Below are 24551 nucleotides of genomic sequence, written 5' to 3'. Positions count from 1 at the left end.
GGCGCGCGGGCCGGCCCGGCGAGCGCGGGCCACGTTAGCGGCGCGTCAGGTGCCGTCGGACGAGTGGCCGGGGAAGAGGTGCGCGCTCGGGTCGATCGCCACGGCCGCGTTGTTGACCGCCGTGGCGGCCTCGCCGAAGCCGGTCGCGATCAGCCGCACCTTGCCGGGGTATTCGGTGATGTCGCCCGCCGCGAAGACCCGGGGCAGGTTGGTCGCCATCGCGCTGTCGACCAGGATGTGCCGGCGGTCCAGCCGCAGGCCCCACTCGGCCAGCGGGCCGAGGTCGGCGGTGAAGCCGAGGGCGGCCACCACCGTGTCCACCGGCAGCAGCTCGGCCGCGCCGCCACGTACGGTGATCTCGGCGCCGGTGACCGCGCCCTCCCCGTACAGCCCGGTCACCTCGGCGTTCACGATCACGCGGACGGGCAGCCCCAGCACCCGGGCGACGGTGCCCGCGTGCGCCCGGAACTTCTCCCGCCGGTGCACCACCGTCACCGAGCGGGCCAGCGGCTGGAGCGTCAGCGCCCAGTCGAAGGCGGAGTCGCCGCCGCCGACGATGAGCACGTCCCGGTCGGCCAGCTCGGCCGGCTGCGGTACGAAGTAGACGATCCCGGTGCCGACGAACTGCTCCGCCACCGGCAGCGGCCGGGGCGTGAAGCTGCCCAGCCCGCCGGTGACTATCACCGCGCCGCAGCCGAGCTGCTCGCCCCCGGCGAGACCGAGCACCGGCCGGCCGTCGACGTGGGAGAGCTTCTCGGCGCGGGTGCCGAGGAGGTAGCACGGGTCGAAGGGCGCCGCCTGGGCGACGAGGTTGGCCACCAGGTCCCGCCCGCGGACGGCCGGAAAGCCGGCCACGTCGTGGATCAACTTCTCCGGGTACATGGCGGTGATCTGGCCGCCGGGCTCGGGCAGCGCGTCGACGACCGCGACGGAGAGCCCGCGGAACCCGGCGTAGTACGCCGCGAACAGCCCGGTGGGGCCGGCCCCGATCACCGCGACATCGACCTCGCGCATGGGCGTACCGTCGCTTTCCGCTCACGGATCAACGCGTGCTGATTTCGACGGTAGGACCGGCGGCGCGTCCGGGCAAGGACGTCCCACCAGATCCGCACGGCACCGGCGCGTCGGCGGCGCACCGGCCACCCGGCCGGCTCAGGGCATGGTGAGGGTGGACTCCGAGCGGTACGGCCCGCCGAGGTCACCGCGCCGGCGCCGGAAGATGACCGCGGCGACGACCCCGCCGAGCAGCCCGAACAGGTGCCCCTGCCAGGAGATCCGTTCGTCGGTGGGGAGGATGCCGACCAGCTGCCAGCCGTAGAGGAGGCCGACCAGCAGGAAGACCGCGAAGTTCCACCAGCTCCGCTCGACGATGCCCCGGGTGAGCAGGATGCCGAGGTAGCCGAAGATCACGCCGCTCGCGCCCACCACCACGGAGGTCGAGGAGCCGGTGAACCACACCCCCAGCCCGCTGACCAGGATGATGACGAGCGTCGACCAGAGGAAGCGGCGGGCGCCGGCGGCGAGGACGAAGGTGCCGAGCAGGATCAGCGGGATGCTGTTGCTGTAGAGGTGGTCGAAGCCGTGGTGCAGGAACGGCGAGAAGAAGACACCGTCGAGCCCGTCGATGCGCTTCGGGATGATCCCGGCCGTGGCGTCGAGACCGACCGCGAGCCCCTGGTCGAGGGCCTCGATGAGGAAGAGGAACGGCACCACCGCGCACATGGCGACGAAGGCCCGGCCGAGGGCGGCGTAGAACGCCTCGGTGCCGAATCGGTGCGGGTCGCCGCTTCCCGGGAGCAGGGTCACCCGTCAAGAGCTATCAGGTGAGGAGCCGAGCCGCCACTTCTGCGGCGATCCGTACCCGACGACGACGGCGGGGTGTGTGGACGCCCACACACCCCGCCGTCGAAGGTCGATCTAGTACCAGCCCGAGCTCTGCGACTTCGCCCAGGCGGAGCAGGGCGTGCCGTAGCGGCCCTCGATGTAGCCGAGGCCCCACTTGATCTGGGTCGTCGGGTTGGTCCGCCAGTCGTCGGCGACGGAGCCCATCTTGCTGCCGGGCAGCGCCTGCGGGATGCCGTACGCCCCGGAGGACGGGTTCTGCGCCTTGTGGTTCCAGCCGCTCTCCTTGTCCCAGAGCTTGTTCAGGCACGGGAACTGGTCCATCCCGAAGCCCGCCTTCACCATGAGCGCGCAGCCGATCTTGCGGTTGCCGCCGTACTCGGAGCAGGACGCCGGGATGGGCCCCGCGTACGGCTTGCTCTCGGTGGCCTTCTCGGCGGCGGCCTTGGCGGCGGCCTCGCGGGCCTTCTTCCGCGACGCGGCGGCGGCCTCGGCCTCGCGGGCCCGCCTGGCGGCCTCCTTGGCCGCGGCGGCGGCCCGCAGCTTCGCCTGGTACTCGGCGGCTCGCTGCTGCGCGGACTGGACCTGGTGGGCGGCCTGCCGCTCACGCTGGTACTCGAACTCGGCCTGCTCGACGGCGGCCGAGACCTGAGCGGTCAGGCCCTGCTGCTGGGTCTCTCGGTCTTCGCCCAGGTAGACGCCGCCAGCGACGCCCACGGAGAGCAGCGCGACAGCGGCCGTACGGGCGCCGAACCGGCTCCACAGCCGACTCACGAAGTGGTCCCTTCGTCGGGTGCAAGGACGCGGCGCGGGGCGACACCCCGGGTGGGGTGCGGTCCTCGCCGCGAGCGCCCCGACCCGGTGCCGGTCGTAGCCGACGCACCCGAGTGGATGCTGGCGCGTCCTGTGACGAACGATCACCAACGATCTTCTCGGTACGTGGGCGCTCGTGGGACACCATCGCGCACGGTGAGGCCGATGGGAAACCAAGACGCCAAATAGTGATCTGCACCACATCTAGAATGCGGGCAAATGGCTACATATCCCCCATCAATGCGGGATGTCCTCCAGAAGATCCGTGACCATCGCCGCGATCGGCGAACGCTCGGAACGGCTGAGGGTGACGTGGGCGAAGAGCGGGTGGCCCTTGAGCGCCTCGATCACCGCGGTCACCCCGTCGTGCCGTCCGACGCGGAGATTGTCCCGCTGGGCCACGTCGTGGGTGAGCACCACCCGGGAGCCCTGCCCGATCCGGGAGAGCACCGTCAGCAGCACCCCGCGCTCCAGCGACTGCGCCTCGTCGACGATGACGAAGGCGTCGTGCAGGCTGCGCCCCCGGATGTGCGTCAGCGGCAGCACCTCCAGCAGGCCCCGCGAGGTGACCTCGTCCAGCACGTTCTCGTGCACCACCGCGCCGAGGGTGTCGAAGACCGCCTGCGCCCAGGGCGACATCTTCTCCGACTCCGAACCGGGCAGGTAGCCCAGTTCCTGGCCGCCCACCGCGTAGAGCGGGCGGAAGACCACGACCTTCTTGTGCCGGCGGCGCTCCATGACCGCCTCCAGCCCGGCACAGAGGGCCAGCGCCGACTTGCCGGTGCCGGCCCGCCCGCCCAGCGAGACGATCCCGACCGACTCGTCCAGCAGCAGGTCGAGCGCGATCCGCTGCTCGGCCGAGCGGCCGTGCAGCCCGAACGCCTCCCGGTCGCCGCGGACCAGCCGTACCGTCTTGTCCGGCAGCACCCGGCCGAGCGCCGAACCCCGACCCGAGTGCAGCACCAGGCCGGTGTGACAGGGCAGCCCGGCGGCGGCGTCCAGGTCGAGCGCCTCGCCGGCGTAGAGCCGCCCGATCTGCTCCTCGGCCAGCTCCAGCTCGGCCATCCCGGTCCAGGTGGGATCGCTGGCCTGGCCGTGCCGGTACTCGTCGGCCCGCAGGCCCACCGAGGCGGCCTTGACCCGCAGCGGCATGTCCTTGCTGACCAGCGTCACCTCCCGCCCCTCGGCCGCGAGGTTCAGCGCGACGGAGAGGATCCGGGCGTCGTTGGAGTCGGTACGGAAGCCCGGCGGCAGCACACCGTCGTCGGAGTGGTTGAGCTCCACCCGCAGCGTGCCGCCGGAGTCGTTCGCGGGCACCGGACGGTCCAGCCGCCCGTGCCGGACCCGCAGCTCGTCCAGCATCCGCAGGGACTGCCGGGCGAACCAGCCCAGCTCCGGGTGGTGCCGCTTGCCCTCCAGCTCGGAGATGACCACGAGGGGCAGGACCACCTCGTGCTCGGCGAAGCGGTGGAAGGCCGCCGGGTCGGACAGGAGCACCGAGGTGTCCAGGACGAATGCCTGGCCCGCTGGTCGGGGCTCCTCGGTGCCGACCGGAGCGTCGGACGCGCTGCGGCGGCTCCGGGTGGCGCGGCGGGTCGTGGCAGTCGCGGCCGGGGTCTGGTCGGCACCGGCGGGCGTACGGCGAGTCGTCACAGGCCTGCTCCGACGGATGGGCACCCGCCACCCGTGTTCCGCCTCCTCCGGTGCCCGGGGACACGGGGTCGGATGCGGAACCCCGTGCGCGAGGTCGCAGATCCGGGCGGACCGGCTGGCCCGGGAGAACCCCGTGCCATGCCTAGACGCTAGCGGCGTCGGACCCCGCGGGCTAGAGGGCGATCGTGGATCACCGGTGACCGGCCGGTGAACGGGTCGGCGGCCGGGCCCGAACGCGGCGGAACCGGCCGGGATGCATGCCCCCTGCGCGCATCCCGGCCGGCGGGACCACCGTCACCGGTCTGACGTGGCCCCGACGGTGCGTGTCCGCCGCGGACGACGCACCGCGTCTGGCGGCCGGTCGACGGGGTCTCGGGCTCCCCGTCGACCGGGGTCAACCGCTCCGGCGGACCAGGGTCCCGGTCGGGTGCCGCCCGGCGACCGGGGCGGCCGGCGCGGCGAACGACGAGCCGGTGTAGGTGGTGCCCGCCCGGCCCACCGCGCCGGCGGCCCGGGTGGTGGCGACGGGCGCCGGACCGGCCAGCGCGGAGGCGATCGCCGCCTGGGCGTCGCGGCGGCGCCGGTTCCAGGCCCCCCGGTCGCCGTCGAAGTAGCCCTGGCGGTAGCCGAACCGGTAGCCGATCCGGTAGCTGAGCTGACCGTGCAGCCGGCCGGCCGCGTAGCTCGTGGCGCCGAGGACGAGCACGAGGAAGACGGCGAGGAAGGGGCTCATTCGGCGGCTCCGCCCCGCGGCTGCCGGCTCATCGCTCCTCCGGCTCGGTCGGGGCGGGCTCGGCGACCAGCAGCCGGTCCAGGTCGTCCGTGCTCACCTCCTCGACCAGCTCGACGCTGATCCGGCAGCCGTCCAGGAGGACCTCGGCCACCGAGGAGCGGCGGATCTCGCCGCCGGACTCGTACACCCGGACGCTGAGCTCGGGACAGCCGAGATGGGTACGCCAGGCGTCCCACTCGGCGCGGTCCCCGACGCTGAGCGACAGGTAACGGCAGCCGCGGGCGAGGTAGAGCCGCCACGGCGCGCTCAGGCCCGCGGCCACCCCCTCCGCGATCAGGCCGAAGGCCTGCGTACGGGTGGCTAGCTCGGTCACCACACCCCCCTCGCGCCGGGGACGTGACGCACCTGAGCACCAATCGTCTCATGCACGAGACACACCGTAGATTGTCCCATGGACGTGACAGTATCAGCTTATCGTCCGATTACCGCGACCTCTACGGGCATCTATCATGCCCAGGTGACACCCCTCAGAAGCGGTGCCGGACCGTTTACCGGCACCTCGACGAACACGTCACGTCAGCGTGACAACAGCGTGCCAGGACGCGCATCGGTGGCCGGCTGGTCGTACCGTCACCGGGTGACCGAGACGGCCAACGCACGGAAGATCGCCTTCGCCACCTTCGTCCGCAGGGCCCTCGACGAGGCCCGGGCCACCCGGGCCTGGAGCGGAACCGAGGTTTCCCGCCGCACCGGCGTCTCCCGGCAGACCATCAACCGCTGGGTGCGGGGCGACTGGGCCAGCGACCCGGAGGCCGAGCGCGTCGTGGCGTTCTGCGAGGGCCTCGGCCTCAGCCCCGCGACCGCCTTCGCCGCGCTGGGCTGGGAGCGGACGACCGCCCCGCGCAGCGCCCCGACCGCCCCGCCGATGGACCCGGACGTGGAGGCTTTGCTGCGTCGACTCGTCGATCCCGATGTCTCGGACGCGGAGAAGTTCCACATCCGGGAAACCATCAGATATCTCGCATACCGCCCCACCCTGCCGGTTGATGTCCGAAAACGAGGGAAACAGGCCGGGTAGTTCCTCAGATGGCGAAAGAACAGCAGGTCAGACTCATTCGTTTCGCTCCGGGGCCGGAACGGGCGCGCTAGCGTCCGTACTCGTACTGCTTGGGCTCGTCGTCGGCGGGGGGACGGGACAAGGCCGAACCCAGCCCTGCGGGACAGAAGGAGGGGTCTGTCCATGACCCTGAAGTGGATGGCAGTCGTCATCGCCACCGTGTCGCTGACACTGGGCGTGACCGGAAACGTGGTGACCCTAGCGGTCAACGGCGGGCAGCTTCCCATGCTCGTCAACCTCCTCGCGCTCACCTGCGCCGGCACCGCGGTGATCCTGGCCGTGGTCGCCGAGCTGCACCACCGGCTCGACGACCGGGTCAGCGCACTGGCCGACTTCCTGGTCGGCAGGCTCCAGGAGATCGAGGACCGCACCGGCGACCGCAACACCGGATTCGTCGAGGGCTACCTGCTCAACCACGGCCAGGATGCGTCCGTCGTGCCGTTCGGCCGGCGGGGACGGGGAGCCGCCGAACGCTGACCGCCGGGCCCGCTCCGCGCCGACCGCGCTCCCGACGTGCCGGCCGGAGGCCACCTCTCGGCCGGGGAATGACCCGCCCCGCCCGGGGTACGCTGTCGCGCGTGCCGCCGTTGAATCTGGGCAACCAGCAGCCGAGGATCCCGTTGGACGCCGACCAGGCCTGGCGGACGACCGCCGGGCGGTCGGCCGGGACCGTGCTCTTCTTCGACTTCGACGGCACCCTGGCGCCGGTCGACGACGATCCCACCGCCGTCCGCCCCGCACCGAAGGTGCTGGCCGCGATCGAGGCGCTCGCGCCGGTCGTACGGCGGGTCGCGATCGTCTCCGCGCGCCCGGTCGAGTTCCTCCGCGACCACCTCGGCGGCCTCTCCGGCGTCGACCTCTACGGCCTCTACGGCCTGGAGCACAGCCACTCCGGCGGTGAAACCGTCACGGAGCCGGCGGCCCTGCCCTGGGTGCCCACCATGGCCGAGCTGGCCGAACTGGCCCGGGCCGAACTGCCCGAGGGCACGCTGGTGGAATACAAGCGGCTCTCCGTGGCCCTGCACTGGCGCACCGCGCCGCCCCTGGGCGCGACGGTGGAGCGGTGGGGCCGGGACCAGGCCGAGCGGCTCGGGCTCAGGGTCCAGGCCGGGCGGATGGTGCTGGAACTCAAGCCCCCGGTCGACCGCGACAAGGGCATGGTGATCGACGAGATCGTCCGCGACGCCGAGGGCGCCTGGTACTTCGGGGACGACGTCTCCGACATCAAGGCGTTCGCCGCGCTGCGCGCCCGGGCCGCGGCCGATCCGCACTTCTTCGGCTTCTGCGTCGCCGTCGCCAACCCCGAGACCGGCCGCGAGGTCGCGGAGGCCGCCGACCTGACCCTGGACTCCCCGGCCGCCCTGGGCGACTTCCTCACCAACGCCACCCACCACCTGACCTGACCCGCCCCCGCTACCCGCCCCCACCGCCCGCCCGCCGTCGCCGTCGCCGTCGCCGTCGATCTTGCACTCTCGGCCCGGACGCAACGGGCAGAACGGGCACGGCCGGGGCACAAACTGCAGGATCGCGAAGGCCCCGCGGGCCCGGCGGGGGGTCAGGCGCCGTAGCGGCGCTGGCGGTTGGCGTACGAGCGTAGGGCGCGCAGGAAGTCGATGTGCCGGAAGTCCGGCCAGTTGAGTTCGCAGAAGTAGAACTCCGAGTGCGCCGACTGCCACAGCATGAAGCCGGAGAGGCGCTGCTCGCCGCTGGTACGGATCACCAGGTCGGGGTCGGGCTGGCCACGGGTGTAGAGGTGCTCGGCGATGTGCTCGACGTCCAGCACCTCGGCGAGTTCCTCCAGGGTGCCGCCGGAGGCCGCGTGCTCCAGCAGCAGCGAGCGCACCGCGTCGGTGATCTCCCGCCGGCCGCCGTAGCCCACCGCGATGTTGACCTCGGCCCCGCCGCTGCGGTCCCGGGTGCGTTCCTCGGCGGCCTTGAGCGCGGCGGCGGTCGAGGCCGGGAGCAGGTCGAGCGCCCCGACCATGCGCAGCCGCCAGGGATTGCCCTCCTCGGCCAGCTCGACCACCAGATCCTCGATGATCTGTAGCAGCGGGTCGAGTTCCCTGGCCGGCCGGCGCAGGTTGTCCGTGGCCAGGAGGTAGAGCGTGACGTGCCCGATGCCGGCCTGGTCGCACCAGCCCAGCACGTGCTTGATCTTGGCAGCGCCGACCCGGTGCCCGTCGTTCGGGTCGACGAAGCCCATCTCCCGGGCCCACCTGCGGTTGCCGTCACACATCACGCCGACGTGCCGGGGCACCGGCTTGCCCGCGAGCTTCGCCGTGAGGCGGCGCTCGTACACCGAGTAGATCAGGTCCCGCAGAGTCATCACCCTGCAGCGTAGCGACATGGCCGGCGATTCATCGCCTCGGAGGGCGCTCCCACGCCGACAGACCGAGGCCGATCATGCCCAGGGTGCGGACGTCCAGCCGGCCGTCGCCCAGTCCCAGCTCGACCACCGACCGGTAGACCCGCTCGTCCCGGCCCGCCGCGCGGACCGCCGCGTCGACCACCCGCCGTCGGCGTCCCAGCCACGCGGCGAACGAGCTGTGCCGCAGGTGGGTGCCGAGTCGGCGGCGCAGCGCTCCCGCGTACCGCCGGGCGGCCTGTTCGGGTGCGCCGGCCGCCGCCGCGCCGGCGAGCGCGCCGGAGAGCAGGGCGTAGAAGATGCCCTCGCCGGTGAACGGGTTGATCAGGGAGAGCGCGTCCCCGGCGAGCAGCACCCGGTCGTGCCCGGGATCGGGACGGTGCGTCGACAGCGGCAGGTGGTGGGCCCGTAGGTCGGTGACCGACGCCGGGTCGGTGCCGGGGAGCAGCGCGCCGAGCCGGTCGACCAGGTGCGTCCGGGTCAGCGGCTCGCCCCGCAGCACCTCCCCGTACCCGACGTTCGCCCGGCCGTCACCGATCGGGAACGACCAGGCGTACGCCGGCCAGCGCGGCGCCGAGGTGACGATGAGCTGTTCGGGCGGGCCGGGCAGCGCGGGGGCGTACCCCCGGATGGCGAGCGCCAGGTGGCGGTCGGGATTCGGCCGGTGTCCCAGCGCCCGCCGGACGACGGACCCGGCGCCGTCCGCGCCGACCACCGCCCGCGCCGCCAGCCCGCCGTCGAGCACCACCCGGTCGGTCCGGACCTCCAGCCGGCGCACCGTGTGCCGGCGCAGCCGCGCGCCGGCCGCGACCGCCGCCGCCACCAGCCGGGCGTCGAAGACCGACCGGGGCACGGTGTACGCCGGGCGGGGCAGCGCCCGGGCCACGGTGCCGCCGCCCGGGGCGACCAGTCGCAGCGCCGGCAGCGGCGCGTGCCCGGCCACCGCACCGGGCACCCCCAGCTCGTCGAGGACGTCCAACGCGTGCGCGGCGATGCCGTCCCCGCACGGCTTGTCCCGGGGAAAGTCGGACCGGTCCAGCAGCAGCACGCTCGCCCCGGCCCGCCGGGCCGCCAGCGCCGCGGCCGACCCGGCCGGACCGGCCCCGACCACCACCACGTCGAACTCGTCGCCCACCGCGTCGCCTCCCTCGGCCAGCCCTCCCGGCCATCCTGCCGCCGCGGGGGCCCGGCGCGCGGACACCCCACCGGCACGTCGGTCAGCTTCTCGGCGAGCGGGCCTCCACCTCGGTCGCGTCGGCGCGGACGGCGCGCCACAGTCCGTAGAGCGTCAACGCGGCGGCGGCGAGCAGCGGACCGCCGTCGCGGACCAGCCCGTCCGCGCCGAGCAGCCACCAGCACAGCGGCAGGTCGACGGCGAGTACGACCGCGGTGACCACCACCAGCAGCGTGCGCGCCCAGGCCTTGCCGCGCATGAGGAAGGCGGTGCAGAAGAGCACCGCGTAGCTGGTCGCGATCCCGGCGGCGAACCAGAACAGCACGGCGGGCACGGCGGCCAGCCGGTCGTCCAGCACGGCACCCCCGGCGACCAGCGCCGGGACGAGCATCAGCGGGCTGTAGGTGAACGCGGCGACCCGGCTCGTGAGCAGCCAACCGTTGACCTCCGGCCGCCGGGGCGGGGTCTCCCGCCAGGAGACGCCCTGCCGGTCGATGACGAGGCGGGGCCGGTGGCGCACCAGGTGCCCGGCGACCGCCGGCGAGCGGTACAGCAACCACACCACGGCGGCGCAGAGCGCGGTGAGCAGGGCGAACCCCAGCAGGCCGGGCAGCGGCGGCACCCCCTGCCGGGGCACGATCAACCGGCCGACCGCGAAGACCGTGGTCACCGCGAGGATCAGCCCGAACGGCCGGGCCACCGTCCGGCCCCGGCGCACGTGCCCGATCAGCAGCAGGAAGCCGAGCGTCCGCAGCATCGCCCAACCGGTACGCACCGCCAGCCCGAAGCCCTGCTCCGGGGCGTACCACCAGTTGAGCAGCTCGACCACGACGGTGGCCGCCGCGGTCAGCGCGAGCAACGTGGTCAGCGCCCGGACGGCGGACGGCCGCCGGACCTCGGTCGCGGCGGCCGTCCTCATGAGATCCGATGTTGCCCGGTGCGGGCGTCGCTCACACCTGTCCTCAGCGCTGCGGCGTCGCGTCGAGCCGGGCGCGCAGCGCGTCCAGCTCGGCCCAGAGCACGCCGGGCAGCTTGTCGCCGAATTTCTCGAACCACTCGGTGACCAGCGGGAGCTCCTTGCGCCACTCCTCCGGGTCGACCTTGAGCGCGATCCGGACGTCCTCCGGGGTCATGTCCAGGCCCTCGACGTCGAGCGCGTCCTGGGCGGGGACCATGCCGACCGGGGTCTCCACCGCCTCGGCGCGCCCCTCGATCCGCTCGACGACCCACTTGAGCACCCGGGAGTTCTCGCCGAAGCCCGGCCAGAGGAAGCTGCCCTCCGGGTCCTTGCGGAACCAGTTGACGTAGTAGATCTTCGGCAGCTTGGACTCGTCGCCGTCGGCGCCCTTGCCCATCTCGATCCAGTGCCGGAAGTAGTCGCCGGCGTGGTAGCCGATGAACGGCAGCATCGCCATCGGGTCACGACGGACGACGCCCACCGCGCCGGAGGCGGCGGCGGTCGTCTCGGAGGAGAGCGTCGCGCCCATGTAGACGCCGTGCACCCAGTCGCGGGCCTCGGTGACCAGCGGGATGGTGTCGCGGCGACGACCGCCGAAGAGGATCGCGTCGATCGGCACGCCGTTCGGGTCGTAGTAGTCCTCGGCGAGGATGGGGCACTGCGTGATCGGGGTGCAGAAGCGGCTGTTCGCGTGCGAGGAGAGGCTGTCGCTCTCCGGCGTCCAGTCGTTGCCCTTCCAGTCGACCAGGTGCGCCGGCGGCTCGCCCATGCCCTCCCACCAGACGTCCCCGTCGTCGGTCAGGGCCACGTTGGTGAAGACGGAGTTGCCGCGGTCCAGCGTCCGCATCGCGTTGGCGTTGGTCTTCCAGTCGGTGCCCGGCGCGACCCCGAAGAGGCCGTACTCCGGGTTGACCGCGTAGAGGCGCCCGTCGGGGCCGAAGCGCATCCAGGCGATGTCGTCGCCGATGGTCTCGACCTTCCAGCCGGGGATGGTCGGCTCCAGCATGGCGAGGTTGGTCTTGCCGCAGGCTGACGGGAAGGCGCCAGCGATGTGGTAGACCTTGCCCTCGGGCGAGGTGATCTTGAGGATCAGCATGTGCTCGGCGAGCCAGCCCTCGTCCCGCCCCATCACGCTGGCGATCCGCAGCGAGTAGCACTTCTTGCCGAGCAGGGAGTTGCCGCCGTAGCCCGAGCCGAAGGACCAGATCTCCCGGGTCTCGGGGAAGTGCGAGATGTACTTCGTCTCGTTGCAGGGCCACGCCACGTCCTGCTGGCCGGGGGCGAGCGGGGCGCCGATGGAGTGCAGCGCGTGGACGAAGTTCGCGTCGTCGCCCATGGCCGCCAGGACGTCGGTGCCCATCCGCGTCATGATGCGCATGGAGGCGACCACGTACGGGCTGTCGGTGATCTCGACGCCGAACATGGGGCTCTCGGCCTCGACCGGCCCCATGCAGAACGGGATGACGTACATGGTGCGTCCGCGCATGCAGCCGCGGTAGAGCTCCGTCATCGTCCGCTTCATCTCGGCCGGGGCCATCCAGTTGTTGGTGGGGCCGGCGTCCGCCTCGTCGACGGAGCAGATGAAGGTGCGCTCCTCGACCCGGGCGACATCGGTCGGGTCGGTGCGGGCGTAGAACGAGTTGGGCTTCTTCTCCGGGTTCAGGCGGATCAGGGTGCCGGCCTCGACCAGCTCGTCGGTGAGGCGACGCCACTCCTCGTCGGACCCGTCCACCCAGACGACACGGTCGGGGGTGGTCAGTTCAGCGACCTCACGGACCCAGGCGAGCAGTTTGGGGTGGGACGTCGGGGCCTGATCGATACCCCGAACGGTAGCCGGAGCAACCATGACACATCTCCTTGTGGTCGACGCTGACCGATCTATGGGATGCACGAGTCTTGACGGCGCTATGCGTCGCCTTCGTGGAAACCTGGGATTGGCCTCAGCGTAAACCGGGTGACGTCGCCAGTCAGTGGGACTGGTTGTGAAGAACTGCACAAGGTGCGGCCACGCTGCGGCATCACGAGCTGATACCCGCTTTCACGCGCAGTTTCACGCAAATCCTGTGGGGAAAGCTCACCGGCCCCCGACGGCGACGCCGTCGGAGATCACGCGAATCCTCCCGGCGGGCCGCCCCGGGTAGCTACGCTCTGTCCACAGGCGCACACCCGCCGGGCGGCTCGTCGTTGCTACCCGTGCCGGGTGACCGCAGCCGGTAGGCTCGCGTCGTGGCCGCGACGACGACCGGGGAGCCAGGCTCCCGGCAGACCCGCCCGGGTCTGATCCACTCGCTGGTGGACCGTTTCGGCCACCTCGTCCGCGAGCTGAGCAAGTTCGCCACCGTGGGCGGCATCGCCTTTCTGATCGACTTCGCGCTCTTCAACTACCTGACGAGCGTGCGGGGCGTCGAACAGGTCACCGCGAAGACCATCTCCACGGTGATCGCGGCGAGCGTCGCCTTCGTCGGCAACCGGTTCTGGACGTGGCGACACCGCAAGCGCTCCAACCCGGCCCGCGAGTACGCGCTGTTCTTCTTCTTCAACGGCGTCGGCCTGGGGATCGCCGTGGCCTGCCTGGCGATCAGCCGCTACGGCCTGGGCAGCGTCTGGCCGGGGGTCTTCCAGACCCCGCTGGCCGACAACATCGCCAGCTTCGTCGTCGGGACGGGGCTCGGGACGCTGTTCCGATTCTGGTCCTACCGGCGGTTCGTCTTCGTGGAAGCGGGAACTCCGACCGTTCCGGAAGAGAAGCCCGACCGAGATCACCGGGCGTGACCCACCGCCCACTCGTCCGGCCGGGGCCCGCCGGCCCCGCCCACTGCCTTAAGGTGTCCCGCATGCGTCTTGTCCGTCTGCTGCCTGAGCGCTGGCAGAAGTTCATCCACGAGGCGCTCAAATTCGGGATCGTCGGCGGCGTCAACACAGTCATCAATTACGCCGTGTTCAATGCGCTCGCACTGACCGTTTTCGTCGACGGTCAACTGAAGGCGACGGTCATCGCGACCATTGTGGCGACGATCACGTCTTATCTGATGAATCGTCACTGGACGTACCGCGATCGCCCAAAATCGGCGATGAGACGCGAATACGTCCTGTTCTTCCTGTTCAACGGTGCCGGGCTCCTGATCGAGTTGGGCGTCCTGGCCGCCGCCAAGTACGGGTTGGGCATGACCAGCCTGCTGGCCCTCAACGTGGCCAAGACAGGCGGCGTGCTGCTCGCGACGCTCTTCCGGTTCTGGTCCTACCGGACGTTCGTCTTTCAACCGGCGCCCGCGCACGCCGCCGAGACCTGGCACAGCATCCCGCGCGACGAGTGGGACACGATGGCCGAGATGGACCCGGTGGCCGAGCTGGCCGAGTCGATCTCCGAGCTGGAGGAGTCCGAGCCACCGCCGGGCACCGAACGCCGCGCCCCCGGCACCGCCGCCGCGCCGGCGGCCGGCCCCGGAGCCCCGGCCCAGGGGCGTCCCGCCCCGCTCGACGCCGCGGGCCTCGGCGGCGCCTCCCTCGACCGGGAACTCGAAGCGGAACTGGCCGCCGAACTACAGGCCAGCACCCGGCGCCCGCCGCGTCGCTGACCGCCGCGTCGCTGCCGGCCACCACGCGGTCGAGCGCCGCGCCCGTGGCTGCCGGCCACCGCCTCCCGCGTCGTCCAGCGCCGCGTCGCTGCCGGGCCGCCACGGGGTCGAGCGCGCGTCGGCGGACCCGATAGAGGTGCGGTGGTTCCTCGTCCGTCGCTGCCGGCCACCGCGTCGCGCAGCCGCGCGTCGCTGGCCGCCGGGAGCGGCGGGCGGGCTCAGGCGCTCGGGTCCCGCAGCGGCTTGCCCTCGTGCATGTCCGCCAGGATGTCGCGCATCTCGGTGTCGCCGAGCGAGTGCTTGTCGTGGTGGGCCTCCACCAGCTCGTAGAGCCTGGTCTGGACCTGACCGACGCCCGGCACGTCGCGCAGGACGGACTGGCCGCGTTCGCCGGCGGACTCGATGGTCAGCGTGCCGCAGCCGAGCAGACGCTCGACGACCCGCTGGTTCATCGCGTGGTCGTTGATCCGGGTCAGCGGGATGTCCCGCCGGTCACGCGAGAGCACCCCCTGCTGGAGCAGCACCCGCTCGTTGGTGAAGAGGTAGTGGGTGCTCCGCCAGACCAGGAACGGCCAGAGCGCCAGCCACAGCACCGCGATCAGGGCCAGGCCGCCGAGGACGGCGAGCGCGATCGAGCCGCCTCCGCCGGACGGCAGCAGGACCACACCGGCCACCACCGCCGCGACGGCGAGCACGAGCACCGCGACCGGCCGGATCAGGGCCCTCCAGTGCGGGTGCAGGTGCAGCACGACGTGCTCGTCCTCGGTGAGCACGTCCTCGGGGAACGCCACGGCAACCTCCTCGTAGAAACGGACGCGCTGACCGTAACCGCTCGCCCGTCGCCGCGACATCAGCCGCGCGGCACCCCGCCCCCGCCCCGTCCCCGCCCGTCCCCGTCCCCGTCCCCGCCTGTCCCCGCCCGTCCCCGTCCCCGCGATCTTGCACTTTCCGCCCCGGCACCGCAGCTTCCGCCCCCTTTGCCCGGGCGACAACTGCAAGATCGCGTGGGGCCGTGGGGCGGGGGCGGGGGCGGGGGCGGGGGTTAGCGGAGGTGGAGGACGTCGCCGGCGGGGAGGGAGCGGGGGCCGGTGGGGGTGGTGAGCAGGAGGCGGCCGTCGGGGTCGACGCCGGTCGCGGTGCCGGTCAGCTCGTCGCCGCCGGGCAGGAGCACGCGTACCTGGCGGCCGATCGTCGCGCAGGCCGCCAGGTAGGCGTCGCGCAGGCCGCTGGCGACGGCGTCCCCGCCGGCCGCGCGCCACCGGGCGTACCACTCGGCGAGCGCGCGCAGCAGCGCCCGCAGCAGCGGATCACGGTCGGTGGCCGCCGCGCCGGCCAGTTGCAGTGAGGTGGCCGGCAGCCCTGTCGGGTTCTCGGGCAGCTCGTCCGCCCGGAGGGTCACGTTGAGGCCGATGCCGAGGACGACCGCGGGCGGGGCGGTCGGCCCGGGCCCCGGCACCGTCTCGGCGAGGATGCCGGCAACCTTCGCGTCGTCCACGAGCAGGTCGTTCGGCCACTTCAGGCCCGCGTCCAGCTCGGCCAGCCGGGTCACCGCCTCGACCAGGGCCACGCCGGCGAGCAGCGGCAGCCAGCCGTACCCCGTCTGGGGCGCCGACGGCCAGCCGCGGTCGGCGACGGCCTCCCCCGGCCGGAGCAGCACGCTGGTGGCGATGCCGGCCCGGGCCGGCGACTGCCAGGTGCGGCCGCGCCGGCCGCGCCCGGCGGTCTGCTGCTCCGCGACCACCACCAGGCCCTCCGGCTCGCCGCCCCGGGCCGCCTCGGCGACGTCGGCGTTGGTCGAGCCGGTCTGCGCGCGCAGCTCCAGGCGGGCCCACGGTCCGTGCGGGGCGACCAGCGCGCGCCGCAGCCGCGCCGCCGACAGCGGCGGGCGGTCCAGATCGGTGTACGGCGAGCCCGGCATCCCGTCAGCCTACGGCGGGCCCGCCCGGCCCGTCCGGGGCCTCGCGGTCCGCTGAGGCGAACTGCACAGCGGCGGCGACCTGAACCATCGTTATATTCCCAGGGTGACTACCGAGACCGGGATCAACATCCACAGCACCGCGGGCAAGCTGGCCGACCTGGAGCGACGGGTCGACGAGGCGGTGCACGCCGGATCCGCGCGCGCGGTCGAGAAGCAGCACGCGAGGGGCAAGAAGACCGCCCGGGAGCGGATCGAGCTGCTGCTCGACGAGGGCTCCTTCGTCGAGCTGGACGAGCTGGCACGGCACCGGTCCACCAACTTCGGCCTGGACCGGTCCCGCCCGTACGGCGACGGTGTCATCACCGGCTACGGCACCATCGACGGCCGGCAGGTCTGCGTCTTCGCCCAGGACTTCACGGTCTTCGGCGGCTCCCTGGGCGAGGTCTTCGGCGGGAAGATCGTCAAGGTGATGGAGCTGGCCATGAAGATCGGCTGCCCGGTCGTCGGCATCAACGACTCCGGCGGCGCCCGCATCCAGGAGGGCGTCACCTCGCTCGGCCTCTACGGCGAGATCTTCTTCCGCAACGTCCGGGCCAGCGGGGTGATCCCGCAGATCTCCCTGATCATGGGTCCGTGCGCCGGCGGCGCCGTCTACTCCCCGGCCGTCACCGACTTCACCGTGATGGTCGACCAGACCTCGCACATGTTCATCACCGGCCCGGACGTCATCAAGACGGTCACCGGCGAGGACGTGGGGATGGAGGAGCTGGGCGGTGCGCGTACCCACAACGCGCGCAGCGGCAACGCGCACTACCTCGCCACGGACGAGCAGGACGCGATCGACTACGTCAAGGCGCTGCTGTCGTACCTGCCGTCGAACAACCTGGACGAGCCGTTGGTCTTCGAGGCGCCGGCCGACCTCGACGTGACCGAGTCCGACCGGGAGCTGGACACGCTGATCCCCGACTCGGCGAACCAGCCGTACGACATGCACCGGGTGATCGAGCATGTCCTCGACGACGGGGAGTTCCTGGAGGTCCAGCCGCTCTACGCGCAGAACATCGTGGTCGGCTACGGCCGGGTCGAGGGCCGGCCGGTCGGCGTGGTCGCCAACCAGCCGATGCACTTCGCCGGCACCCTGGACATCGCCGCGTCGGAGAAGGCCGCCCGGTTCGTGCGCACCTGCGACGCGTTCAACGTCCCGGTGCTGACCTTCGTGGACGTTCCCGGTTTCCTGCCCGGCACCGGCCAGGAGTGGGACGGCATCATCCGCCGGGGCGCCAAGCTGCTCTACGCGTACGCCGAGGCCACCGTCCCGAAGGTCACCGTCATCACCCGCAAGGCGTACGGCGGGGCGTACGACGTGATGGGCTCCAAGCACCTGGGCGCGGACCTGAACTTCGCCTGGCCGACCGCGCAGATCGCGGTGATGGGCGCGCAGGGCGCGGTGAACATCCTCTACCGCGCCGAGCTGGCCGCCGCCGAGGACCCGGCCGCCGTGCGGGCCGAGAAGATCGCCGAGTACGAGGACACCCTCGCCAACCCGTACGTCGCGGCGGAGCGGGGCTACGTGGACAGCGTCATCCCGCCGCACGAGACGCGCACCCAGATCGTCCGCGCGCTGCGGGTGCTGCGCACCAAGCGCGAGACGCTGCCCCCGAAGAAGCACGGCAACATCCCGCTCTGAGCCCACCCACCGGCGCCCGGGGCCGGGCGGGGCCACCTCGCGGAGGTGTCGCCCGCTCGGCCGCTGGGGAACACCGCTTCCCCGACGTCGCGTCGAGTCGCCCGGGTCACGAGCCGGTCAGCAGCCCGGATTGGCCCACGGGCACATCCGGCGGGCCGCGGTGGCGGCCAACGCCTCCAGGTCGGCGTGACTCAGGCCACGGCCGGGACGGGCGCCGTCGACGCTGTCCTCCAGGGCGCCCGGGCCGGTCGCGACCACCGTGACCAGGTCGCCGACCCGCACGACCAGGGTGACCTCGACCGGCGGGTCCGGGGCCACCGCCCTGCCGCTGCCCCGGGCACGGGGGGCCAGCGACACGTGGCGCAGCATCACGGACTGGTCGCCGGCGAAGCCGCTGGCCGGCGTTTCCCACCGGTGCGTGGCGACTGTCGCCGCAGGACGACCGTCCAGCAGCGTTGACCCGTTGACCTGCCACTCGGCACAGGCGTTGAGCAGCAGCCCGACCATGCCGAAGACCAGCCGGCCCTGGCCCGGGTCGAGACGGTAGACGTCCTGGGTGATCGCCGGGCCGCGCGTCGTCGGGTCCACCGGGGCGCGGAGCAGCGTCTGGGACCGCGAGTAGCGGGAGGTGGGCGCCTGCGACGGCACGCCGCGCTCGCGGCCGCAGGACTCCAGCACGGGGTCGACCCGGACCGGTTCCACCAGACCCGCCTCGCCGAGCTGCACGCCGCTCCTCAGGGGCACGTCGGCGGGGGTGAGCAGGGCCTCCTGCGGGATCTCGGTCCGCCCAGCGGTCCCAGGTGACCCGGCGGTGGCGGCGGTCGGAGGTGCCGGCGGCCCCGAGCGCCCGGTCACCGCGTACGCGGAGCCCGACGCCACGGCGAGCACCGCGGCGGCCGCCAGCACCGACGTACGCATGCTGCGCCGGCGGGCGCGGGCGCGGATCTCCGCCGGCTCCGGCCAGCGGACGTCGCGCAGCTCCCGGTGCACCTGTTCGACGAATGTCGTCTCGTCACGCATCGGCGGCCTCCTCGAGGTCAGAGACGGCGAGCAGCCCGGCGAGCGCGGCGCGCCCCCGGGAGAGTCTGGCCTTGACCGTGCCCACCGGGGCGGCCGTCTGCCGGGCCACCTCGGCGACCGGCATCCCGACCAGGTAGTAGAGGGCGATCGCGGTCCGCTGTTCCTCGGGCAGCCGGCGCAGGGCGGCGACCACCTCGACGGTGGCGGTGTCCGGTCCGGGCACGCTGTCGCTGCCGCCGTGCCGCAGGTAGGCGCGGGCCCGGCTGCGCAGGCTGCGCCACCGGCTGACCGCGATCCGGCTGGCCACCACCCGCACCCACGCCTCCGGTTCCTCGTACGCGCTCACCGTCGACCAGCGCTGCCAGGCCCGGATGTACGCCTCCTGCACGGCGTCCTGCGCCTCGGCGAGGTCGCCGGTGAGCGCGTAGACGAAGCCGAGCAGCCGTTGCCGGCTACCCCGGTAGAACTCGTCGAATCCGTCGACGTCCGGCACCTGCTACCTCCCCGTGACGGTCGCAGGGGACACGCGCCCGGCGGTGCCGCCGGTTGCCCGCTCAGCCGACCAATTTCGCCAGCTCGGTCGCGTCGAACCCGCCGGCCGGGACCCGCCCGCGCAGTGCGCGGCGCACCGCGACCTGGACGGCGGCGTTCGCCGGGGTCGGTACGCCGTGCAGCCGGCCCAGCAGCACGATCTCGCCGTTGAGGTGGTCGGCCTCGGCGGAGCCCGCGCCCCGCGCCAGGCTCTGCCAGGTGGAGCCGCCGGCCCGCTCCTCGCCGTCGACCGGCCGGTGGTCGACGAGGTCGCCCCGTTCGGCCTTCTCCTCCTCGGGGGTGGTGTGCGCGATGCCGGCCGCGGCGAGCACGGCGACCCCCTCGGCCCGGACCCGCTGCCGCAGGTCGTCGGGGACGTCCCGGCCGAGCAGCGCCTGGAGGCCGTTGCCGAGGTTGGCCAGCAGCTTGCCGTACTTCCAGCGCGCCACGTCGGCGCGTACCGGGGCGACGAAACCGGCGGCGGTGAGGTCGGCGGCGACGGCCTCGTCGGTGGCGTCCGATCCGGCCAGGTGGCGGCCGAGGTGCAGCATGCCGGGGTGCGGGTGTCCGTTGGCCACCACCACGCCCGGCTCCAGGTGGGTGGCGGGCAGCCAGACGCAGACACCGTGCACGTCGGCGAAGAGGCGCAGGGCGGCGCGCTCGTTGGCCACCCCGTTCTGCGCGGTGAAGAGCGGCAGCCGCTCGGCCGCCGTACCGCCACCGGCCACCGGCGCGTCCGCCCACGCCGCCAGCGCCGTGCCGGTGTCCTGCGACTTGACGGTGAGCACCAGGACTGTGTCCTCGGGCAGCGGGCGGTCGCCCGGCCCGTCGACGGCCGGCCCACGCCAGGTCGTTGCGCCGTCGGGCTGCCGCAGGGTCAGGCCCCGCCGCCGGATCGCGTCCAGGTGCGCGCCGCGGGCCACCAGCGTCACGTCGCGGCCGGCCCGCCCCAGCCGTACGCCGATGGTGCCGCCGACCGCGCCGGCTCCGATGATCACGTATCGCACGGGCCCATTCTGCCCGCTCAGGGTGTCAGGCCGGCCTCGGTGAGGATCGGGCCGGCGAGCAGCAGCGCGCCGGCGCCGAGGGCGACCAGGTTGACCAGGGCGAAGACGACGACCCAGAAGAACGCGGGCAGCGGGGTGAGGCCGGCGAGCTGGTCGGCGTCGGAGGCGGGCATCCGCCCCCGGGCGCGCAGCCGTTGCAGCTCCACCACCGGTCGCACCCCGCCGAGCAGGAGGAACCACACCCCGGCGTACGCGAACGCCGCCTGCACCTGGGGTGTGGCGTACCAGGAGACGGCGAGCACCACCCCGCCGGTGACCAGCAGCGACACCACGCCGAAGACGTTGCGGATCATGACCAGCATAGCCAGCAGCAGCACCACGGCGACCCAGAGCAGCAGGGTGATCCGGTTGCCGCCGAGCAGCCACGCGCCGGCCAGCCCGACCAGCGGCGGGGCGACGTAGCCGGCGAGCAGGGTGAGGATCATCCCCGGGCCGGTGGGGCGGCCGGCGGAGAGGGTGAGCCCCGAGGTGTCGGAGTGCAGCCGGATGCCGTGCAGGCGACGGCCGGTGAGCAGGGCGGCCAGCGCGTGCCCGCCCTCGTGCGCGATGGTGATGGCGTTGCGGGCGATCCGCCAGGGCAGCCGGGTGGAGACGACCACCAGCGCGACCGCGGCGGTCAGCAGCACCAGCAGGGGCGGCGGGTCCGGCTGCGCCGCGAACAGCTTGTCCCAGAGACCGCCGAGCCCGTCGATCGACACCATGGGGCGCGAGCCTACCGGCCCCGGCCTGTGTCGCCGCGACCTCGTCGGTCCGTATCGCGGGAACCAGGCCCGACCGGGCCGATCCGCTGGCGTCCCCACCCGGACGCGCTGCGCCGAGGCGCGGGCAGTCGCCCGCCCCGGGTGGTCGACTTCCGCGGCCGATGAAGAATTCTTTAGCCCCTCTTGCCATCCAGGACACTTACCTCCAAAGATGGACGTCTATCAATTCCGGCGTCCTTGGAGGCATCCATGACCCGTACCGGAACATCCCTGCGGCGGCTGCTGGCCGCCAGCCTCGCGGCCCTCGCCACCGCGGCGGCGGGGCTCGTCGCGACGGCGACCCCGGCGTCCGCCGCCACCACCCCCGGCATCGACGTGTCGCACTACCAGGGCGCCATCAACTGGACCAGCGTCCGCAACGCGGGCATCCAGTTCGCCTTCATCAAGGCCACCGAGGGCACCAGCTACAAGGACCCGAGGTTCAACACGAACTACGTGGCCGCCTACAACGCCGGCGTCATCCGAGGGGCGTACCACTTCGCCCGGCCCAACATCTCCTCCGGCGCGGTCCAGGCGAACTACCTGGCCTCCAATGGCGGCGCCTGGTCGGCCGACAGCCGCACCCTCCCCGCCGCGCTCGACCTGGAGGCCAACCCGTACGCCGGCGGCTACTGCTACGGGCTGAGCACCACCGGCATGCGGAACTGGGTGCAGGACTTCCTCAACACCTACCGGGCGCGCACCGGCCGCTACGCCGTCATCTACACCACCACGAGCTGGTGGAACCAGTGCACCGGCAGCTGGAGCGCCCCGTGGGCCAACCACCCGCTCTGGGTCGCCCGCTGGTCGAGCACCGTCGGCGCGCTGCCGGCCGGGGCGCCGTTCTGGAGCTTCTGGCAGTACACCGACCGGGGCAGCGTCGCGGGGATCAGCGGCGGGGTCGACCGGAACCACTGGAACGGTGACCGGAGCCGACTGATCGCGCTGGCCAACAACACCTGATCCGGAGCCGCCCGGAGAGGCGGTTGGCGGCAGCGGGACCGGTTGTCACCGTACGGTCGACAACTGGTCCGGCTGCCGCCACGCCGCCGTGGCGGGGCGTCAGGCCCTCCGCCGGGCGGTCACGGGCACGGCCACCGGTTCCTCACGGGCCAGCGTGCCCCGCCGGGCGAACCGCCGGATCCCCACCCCGGCCAGGGTGACGGTGACGACGCTGAGCAGCGCGAAGAGCACCGGCAGGCCGGCGGCGGTGAGCAGCAGGACGATGTCGCCGAGGGCCACGAGCATCCACAGTGCCACTCGGGGCCGGGCGTCCCTCCGTCGGTAACCCATGTCGTACCCTCCCTTCCGTCGTACGGATCAGATACCCCGTACGGCGGAAGGTCATGCGAGTCGATCTCGCGTCGGGCGCGAATCCCGCGGGTCAGTCCTTGCGGTCGGGCACGAAGCCCTTGGCGATCCGGTCGAAGTTCGGCAGGTTGGCCTGCCAGTCCTTCGCGGCGACCTCCCAGCGCAGGGCGTAACCGCGATTCCTGGCCGTCACGAAGCCCCGGTTGCGGACGTGGATCCGCGTGCCGTCACGGGTTTCCAGCCACTCCCAGTCGGCGCAGGTCTTCCAGTAGTCACAACGCTTGATGTCCAGGTACTGGTAGTTGTTCACGAAGTTCTTGCGGGCCGGTTCGGCGCTCTTCCAGTCGGCGTACGCGTCCGACTTCGGGCTGGAGGTCCACTGCACCAGCAGCTCGCCCACGCCACCGGGCTCGTCGAAGACGACGGTGTTCGCTCCGGCGTTGCGGCGTACCCAGGTCGCCGGCAGCGGCAGCGAGAAGCCGGCCGGGTCCTTGTGCAGCTTCCAGCCCGCCGGCAGCGCGTCCGGCGTCGGCGACGGGGTGGCCGAGGGCGTCGGGCTCGGCGCGGCGCTCGTGGGCTGCGCCGGCGCGGAGGACTGCTGCGGCTGCCCCTGCGAGGTCGTCGCGCCGGTCGGGTCGGCCTGCGGGGTGCCGCCGTCGTCCCCGCCGCCGTCGCTGGTCAGCATCGGCACGACCACCACCAGGCCGAGCAGCAGCAGCGCGACCAGCACCCCGATCAGCACGTTGCGCCGGGTGTTGTCCGGCTTCGTACCGTCGGAGGGGACGACCGCCGCGCGGCCGGACGGCGGACTCACCGGCGCGGCGGGCATCACGGAGGTGGGGTTCGCCGGCCCGCGCGGCGCGGGGCTGACGGGCTCGGTCCTGGTGTCGTCGGGCGCCACCGGCGGAGCGACCTTCGCCGTCGGCGCGGTGTCGGACGTGGACGGGCCGACCTTGGCGGTCGGGGCGAGGTCCGCGGAGACCGCCGCGGTCGCGTCGTCGACGGCGGGGGCCGCCGCGGCGGCGGTCGCCGGCTGCGGCGCGCGGGGCGCCGGCGGGCTCACCGGGTTCTCGGACCGCCCCTCGGCCGGACGCGGCGCGGGGACCACCGGCGGTCGCGGCTCACGCGGACCGTTCGGCCCCGGCCGGCGTACGCCGTCGAGCAGCGGGATGGTGCGGGTCCGCTTGCCGCCGGCGCGGCGCAGCAGCTTCTCCGCCACCTCGGCGGTGATCCGCTCCTTGGGGTCCTTGCGCAGCAGGCCGTTGAGCACCGGCTTGAGCGGCCCGGCGTTCTTCGGCGGCGGCATCGGCTCGGTGGCGAGCGCCGCCAGGGTGGCGATCGCCGACGGCCGCGCGTACGGCGACTTGCCCTCGACCGCCGCGTAGAGGGTGGCGCCCAGGGACCAGAGGTCGGCCTCCGGCCCGGCGGTGCCCTCGCGGGCCCGCTCCGGCGAGATGTACGCGGGCGAACCCAGCACCATGCCGGTGCGGGTCACGTTGGGGTCGCCGGGGATCGTGGCGAGGCCGAAATCGGTCAGCACCACCCGACCGTCGTCGCCGAGCAGCACGTTGCCCGGCTTGACGTCGCGGTGCATCACACCGGCCTTGTGCGCCGACTTCAGCGCGGCCAGCACGCCCAGGCCGATCTCCACCGCGCGCCCCGGCGTCACCGGGCCGTCCTCGGCGAGGGTGTCCTGCAGAGACTTCGACGGCACGTACTCCATGACGATCCACGGGTCACCGTCGGTACGCAGCACGTCGAAGATGCGGACCACGTTGATGTGGTTCAGCCGGGCGATCGCCCGCGCCTCGCGCAGCGAGCGCTCCCGCATCTCGCGGCGCTCCTCGTCGGTGAGGCTGGGCGGCGGAACGAGTTCCTTGATCGCCACGTCCCGGTGCAGCACCTCGTCGCGCGCCTTCCACACCCGACCCATGCCACCCTGACCGAGCGGCGAGAGGAGCCGGTATCGGTCGGCGACGAGTTGGGGCAGCGCGTTCGACATCGCCCAGACGGTACCCGGAGCCGACGACGCTCACACCGCCGGCAC

25 protein-coding genes are annotated in these 24551 nt (G+C 73.0%); 7 read left to right on the top strand and 18 right to left on the bottom strand.

Annotated elements, in window-relative coordinates:
- Positions 1-45: 45 nt before the first annotated feature.
- From V6V16_RS00365 to V6V16_RS00340, 6 genes are all read right to left on the bottom strand, one after another.
- Positions 46-1014, bottom strand: a complete 969-nt coding sequence (locus tag V6V16_RS00365; protein ID WP_334558390.1) for an NAD(P)/FAD-dependent oxidoreductase — start codon at positions 1012-1014, stop codon at positions 46-48.
- Positions 1015-1152: 138 nt separating this feature from the next.
- Positions 1153-1806, bottom strand: a complete 654-nt coding sequence (locus V6V16_RS00360) for a rhomboid family intramembrane serine protease (protein WP_334558388.1) — start codon at positions 1804-1806, stop codon at positions 1153-1155.
- Positions 1807-1917: 111 nt separating this feature from the next.
- Positions 1918-2616, bottom strand: a complete 699-nt coding sequence (locus V6V16_RS00355) for a lytic transglycosylase domain-containing protein (RefSeq protein ID WP_334558386.1) — start codon at positions 2614-2616, stop codon at positions 1918-1920.
- Positions 2617-2892: 276 nt separating this feature from the next.
- Positions 2893-4308 carry a PhoH family protein gene (locus tag V6V16_RS00350; protein ID WP_334558385.1) on the bottom strand — a complete coding sequence of 472 codons (1416 nt, stop codon included), beginning with the start codon at positions 4306-4308 and terminating at the stop codon, positions 2893-2895.
- A gap of 394 nt (positions 4309-4702) precedes the next feature.
- Positions 4703-5041 (bottom strand): hypothetical protein, encoded by a 339-nt coding sequence (locus tag V6V16_RS00345; RefSeq protein ID WP_334558384.1) that lies wholly within the window; start codon positions 5039-5041, stop codon positions 4703-4705.
- 28 nt (positions 5042-5069) lie between these two features.
- The gene (locus V6V16_RS00340) at positions 5070-5414 is read right to left on the bottom strand and encodes a hypothetical protein (RefSeq protein WP_334558383.1); all 345 of its coding nucleotides are present in this window, start codon (positions 5412-5414) and stop codon (positions 5070-5072) included.
- A 264-nt stretch (positions 5415-5678) separates the two neighbouring features.
- Between V6V16_RS00340 and V6V16_RS00335 the strand changes: the two genes are divergently transcribed.
- From V6V16_RS00335 to otsB, 3 genes are all read left to right on the top strand, one after another.
- Positions 5679-6119: an XRE family transcriptional regulator gene (locus tag V6V16_RS00335; protein WP_334558382.1), complete on the top strand. Its 441-nt coding sequence runs from the start codon at positions 5679-5681 to the stop codon at positions 6117-6119.
- A 162-nt stretch (positions 6120-6281) separates the two neighbouring features.
- Entirely contained in the window at positions 6282-6635 is a 354-nt protein-coding gene (locus V6V16_RS00330; protein ID WP_334558381.1) for a hypothetical protein, read from the top strand.
- 101 nt (positions 6636-6736) lie between these two features.
- Entirely contained in the window at positions 6737-7561 is an 825-nt protein-coding gene (otsB, locus tag V6V16_RS00325; protein ID WP_334558379.1) for a trehalose-phosphatase, read from the top strand.
- A gap of 152 nt (positions 7562-7713) precedes the next feature.
- On the opposite strand, the gene V6V16_RS00320 is transcribed toward otsB, so the two are convergent.
- The 4 genes from V6V16_RS00320 to V6V16_RS00305 form a co-directional block, all read right to left on the bottom strand.
- Positions 7714-8484 carry an isoprenyl transferase gene (locus V6V16_RS00320; protein WP_334558377.1) on the bottom strand — a complete coding sequence of 257 codons (771 nt, stop codon included), beginning with the start codon at positions 8482-8484 and terminating at the stop codon, positions 7714-7716.
- A gap of 31 nt (positions 8485-8515) precedes the next feature.
- Positions 8516-9679, bottom strand: coding sequence for a geranylgeranyl reductase family protein (locus V6V16_RS00315; RefSeq protein WP_442934010.1), 1164 nt, complete (start codon positions 9677-9679; stop codon positions 8516-8518).
- Positions 9680-9740: 61 nt separating this feature from the next.
- Complete coding sequence (locus V6V16_RS00310; RefSeq protein ID WP_334558373.1) at positions 9741-10616, bottom strand: hypothetical protein; 876 nt, start codon at positions 10614-10616, stop codon at positions 9741-9743.
- Positions 10617-10659: 43 nt separating this feature from the next.
- The gene (locus V6V16_RS00305) at positions 10660-12501 is read right to left on the bottom strand and encodes a phosphoenolpyruvate carboxykinase (GTP) (protein WP_334558371.1); all 1842 of its coding nucleotides are present in this window, start codon (positions 12499-12501) and stop codon (positions 10660-10662) included.
- A gap of 380 nt (positions 12502-12881) precedes the next feature.
- Here V6V16_RS00305 and V6V16_RS00300 point away from each other — a divergent pair, with 380 nt between their 5' ends.
- A complete protein-coding gene (locus V6V16_RS00300) occupies positions 12882-13427 on the top strand; it encodes a GtrA family protein (RefSeq protein WP_334558369.1) in 546 nt (181 codons plus the stop codon).
- A gap of 62 nt (positions 13428-13489) precedes the next feature.
- Positions 13490-14230, top strand: a complete 741-nt coding sequence (locus V6V16_RS00295) for a GtrA family protein (RefSeq protein WP_334558367.1) — start codon at positions 13490-13492, stop codon at positions 14228-14230.
- A 218-nt stretch (positions 14231-14448) separates the two neighbouring features.
- Here V6V16_RS00295 and V6V16_RS00290 read toward each other — a convergent pair whose 3' ends face one another.
- Both V6V16_RS00290 and V6V16_RS00285 read right to left on the bottom strand, forming a co-directional pair.
- Positions 14449-15021: a PH domain-containing protein gene (locus V6V16_RS00290; RefSeq protein WP_334558364.1), complete on the bottom strand. Its 573-nt coding sequence runs from the start codon at positions 15019-15021 to the stop codon at positions 14449-14451.
- A gap of 251 nt (positions 15022-15272) precedes the next feature.
- On the bottom strand, positions 15273-16148 hold the full coding sequence (locus V6V16_RS00285; protein WP_334558361.1) for a biotin--[acetyl-CoA-carboxylase] ligase: 876 nt from the start codon (positions 16146-16148) through the stop codon (positions 15273-15275).
- Positions 16149-16251: 103 nt separating this feature from the next.
- Here V6V16_RS00285 and V6V16_RS00280 point away from each other — a divergent pair, with 103 nt between their 5' ends.
- Positions 16252-17835 (top strand): acyl-CoA carboxylase subunit beta, encoded by a 1584-nt coding sequence (locus V6V16_RS00280; RefSeq protein ID WP_334558359.1) that lies wholly within the window; start codon positions 16252-16254, stop codon positions 17833-17835.
- Positions 17836-17952: 117 nt separating this feature from the next.
- Here the strand turns inward: V6V16_RS00280 and V6V16_RS00275 are convergent, their stop codons facing one another.
- From V6V16_RS00275 to V6V16_RS00260, 4 genes are all read right to left on the bottom strand, one after another.
- Positions 17953-18855: a hypothetical protein gene (locus V6V16_RS00275; protein WP_334558357.1), complete on the bottom strand. Its 903-nt coding sequence runs from the start codon at positions 18853-18855 to the stop codon at positions 17953-17955.
- Positions 18848-19348: a SigE family RNA polymerase sigma factor gene (locus V6V16_RS00270; protein ID WP_334558356.1), complete on the bottom strand. Its 501-nt coding sequence runs from the start codon at positions 19346-19348 to the stop codon at positions 18848-18850. Before V6V16_RS00270 ends, V6V16_RS00275 begins: the two co-directional genes overlap by 8 nt.
- Before the next feature lie 61 nt (positions 19349-19409).
- Positions 19410-20393 carry a ketopantoate reductase family protein gene (locus V6V16_RS00265; RefSeq protein ID WP_334558354.1) on the bottom strand — a complete coding sequence of 328 codons (984 nt, stop codon included), beginning with the start codon at positions 20391-20393 and terminating at the stop codon, positions 19410-19412.
- A 17-nt stretch (positions 20394-20410) separates the two neighbouring features.
- Positions 20411-21154 carry a M50 family metallopeptidase gene (locus V6V16_RS00260; protein WP_334558353.1) on the bottom strand — a complete coding sequence of 248 codons (744 nt, stop codon included), beginning with the start codon at positions 21152-21154 and terminating at the stop codon, positions 20411-20413.
- A gap of 249 nt (positions 21155-21403) precedes the next feature.
- On the opposite strand from V6V16_RS00260, the gene V6V16_RS00255 reads away from it, so the two are divergent.
- A complete protein-coding gene (locus tag V6V16_RS00255; protein ID WP_334558352.1) occupies positions 21404-22156 on the top strand; it encodes a GH25 family lysozyme in 753 nt (250 codons plus the stop codon).
- 99 nt (positions 22157-22255) lie between these two features.
- Here V6V16_RS00255 and V6V16_RS00250 read toward each other — a convergent pair whose 3' ends face one another.
- Together V6V16_RS00250 and V6V16_RS00245 are read right to left on the bottom strand one after the other, a co-directional pair.
- A complete protein-coding gene (locus V6V16_RS00250) occupies positions 22256-22486 on the bottom strand; it encodes a hypothetical protein (RefSeq protein WP_334558351.1) in 231 nt (76 codons plus the stop codon).
- A gap of 91 nt (positions 22487-22577) precedes the next feature.
- The gene (locus V6V16_RS00245) at positions 22578-24506 is read right to left on the bottom strand and encodes a serine/threonine-protein kinase (RefSeq protein WP_334558350.1); all 1929 of its coding nucleotides are present in this window, start codon (positions 24504-24506) and stop codon (positions 22578-22580) included.
- Between the last annotated feature and the right edge of the window lie 45 nt (positions 24507-24551).

It is taken from the genome of Micromonospora sp. CPCC 205561 (genome assembly GCF_036906775.1).
Classification (GTDB): domain Bacteria; phylum Actinomycetota; class Actinomycetes; order Mycobacteriales; family Micromonosporaceae; genus Micromonospora.
This window is presented reverse-complemented; position numbering and strand designations above follow the sequence as displayed.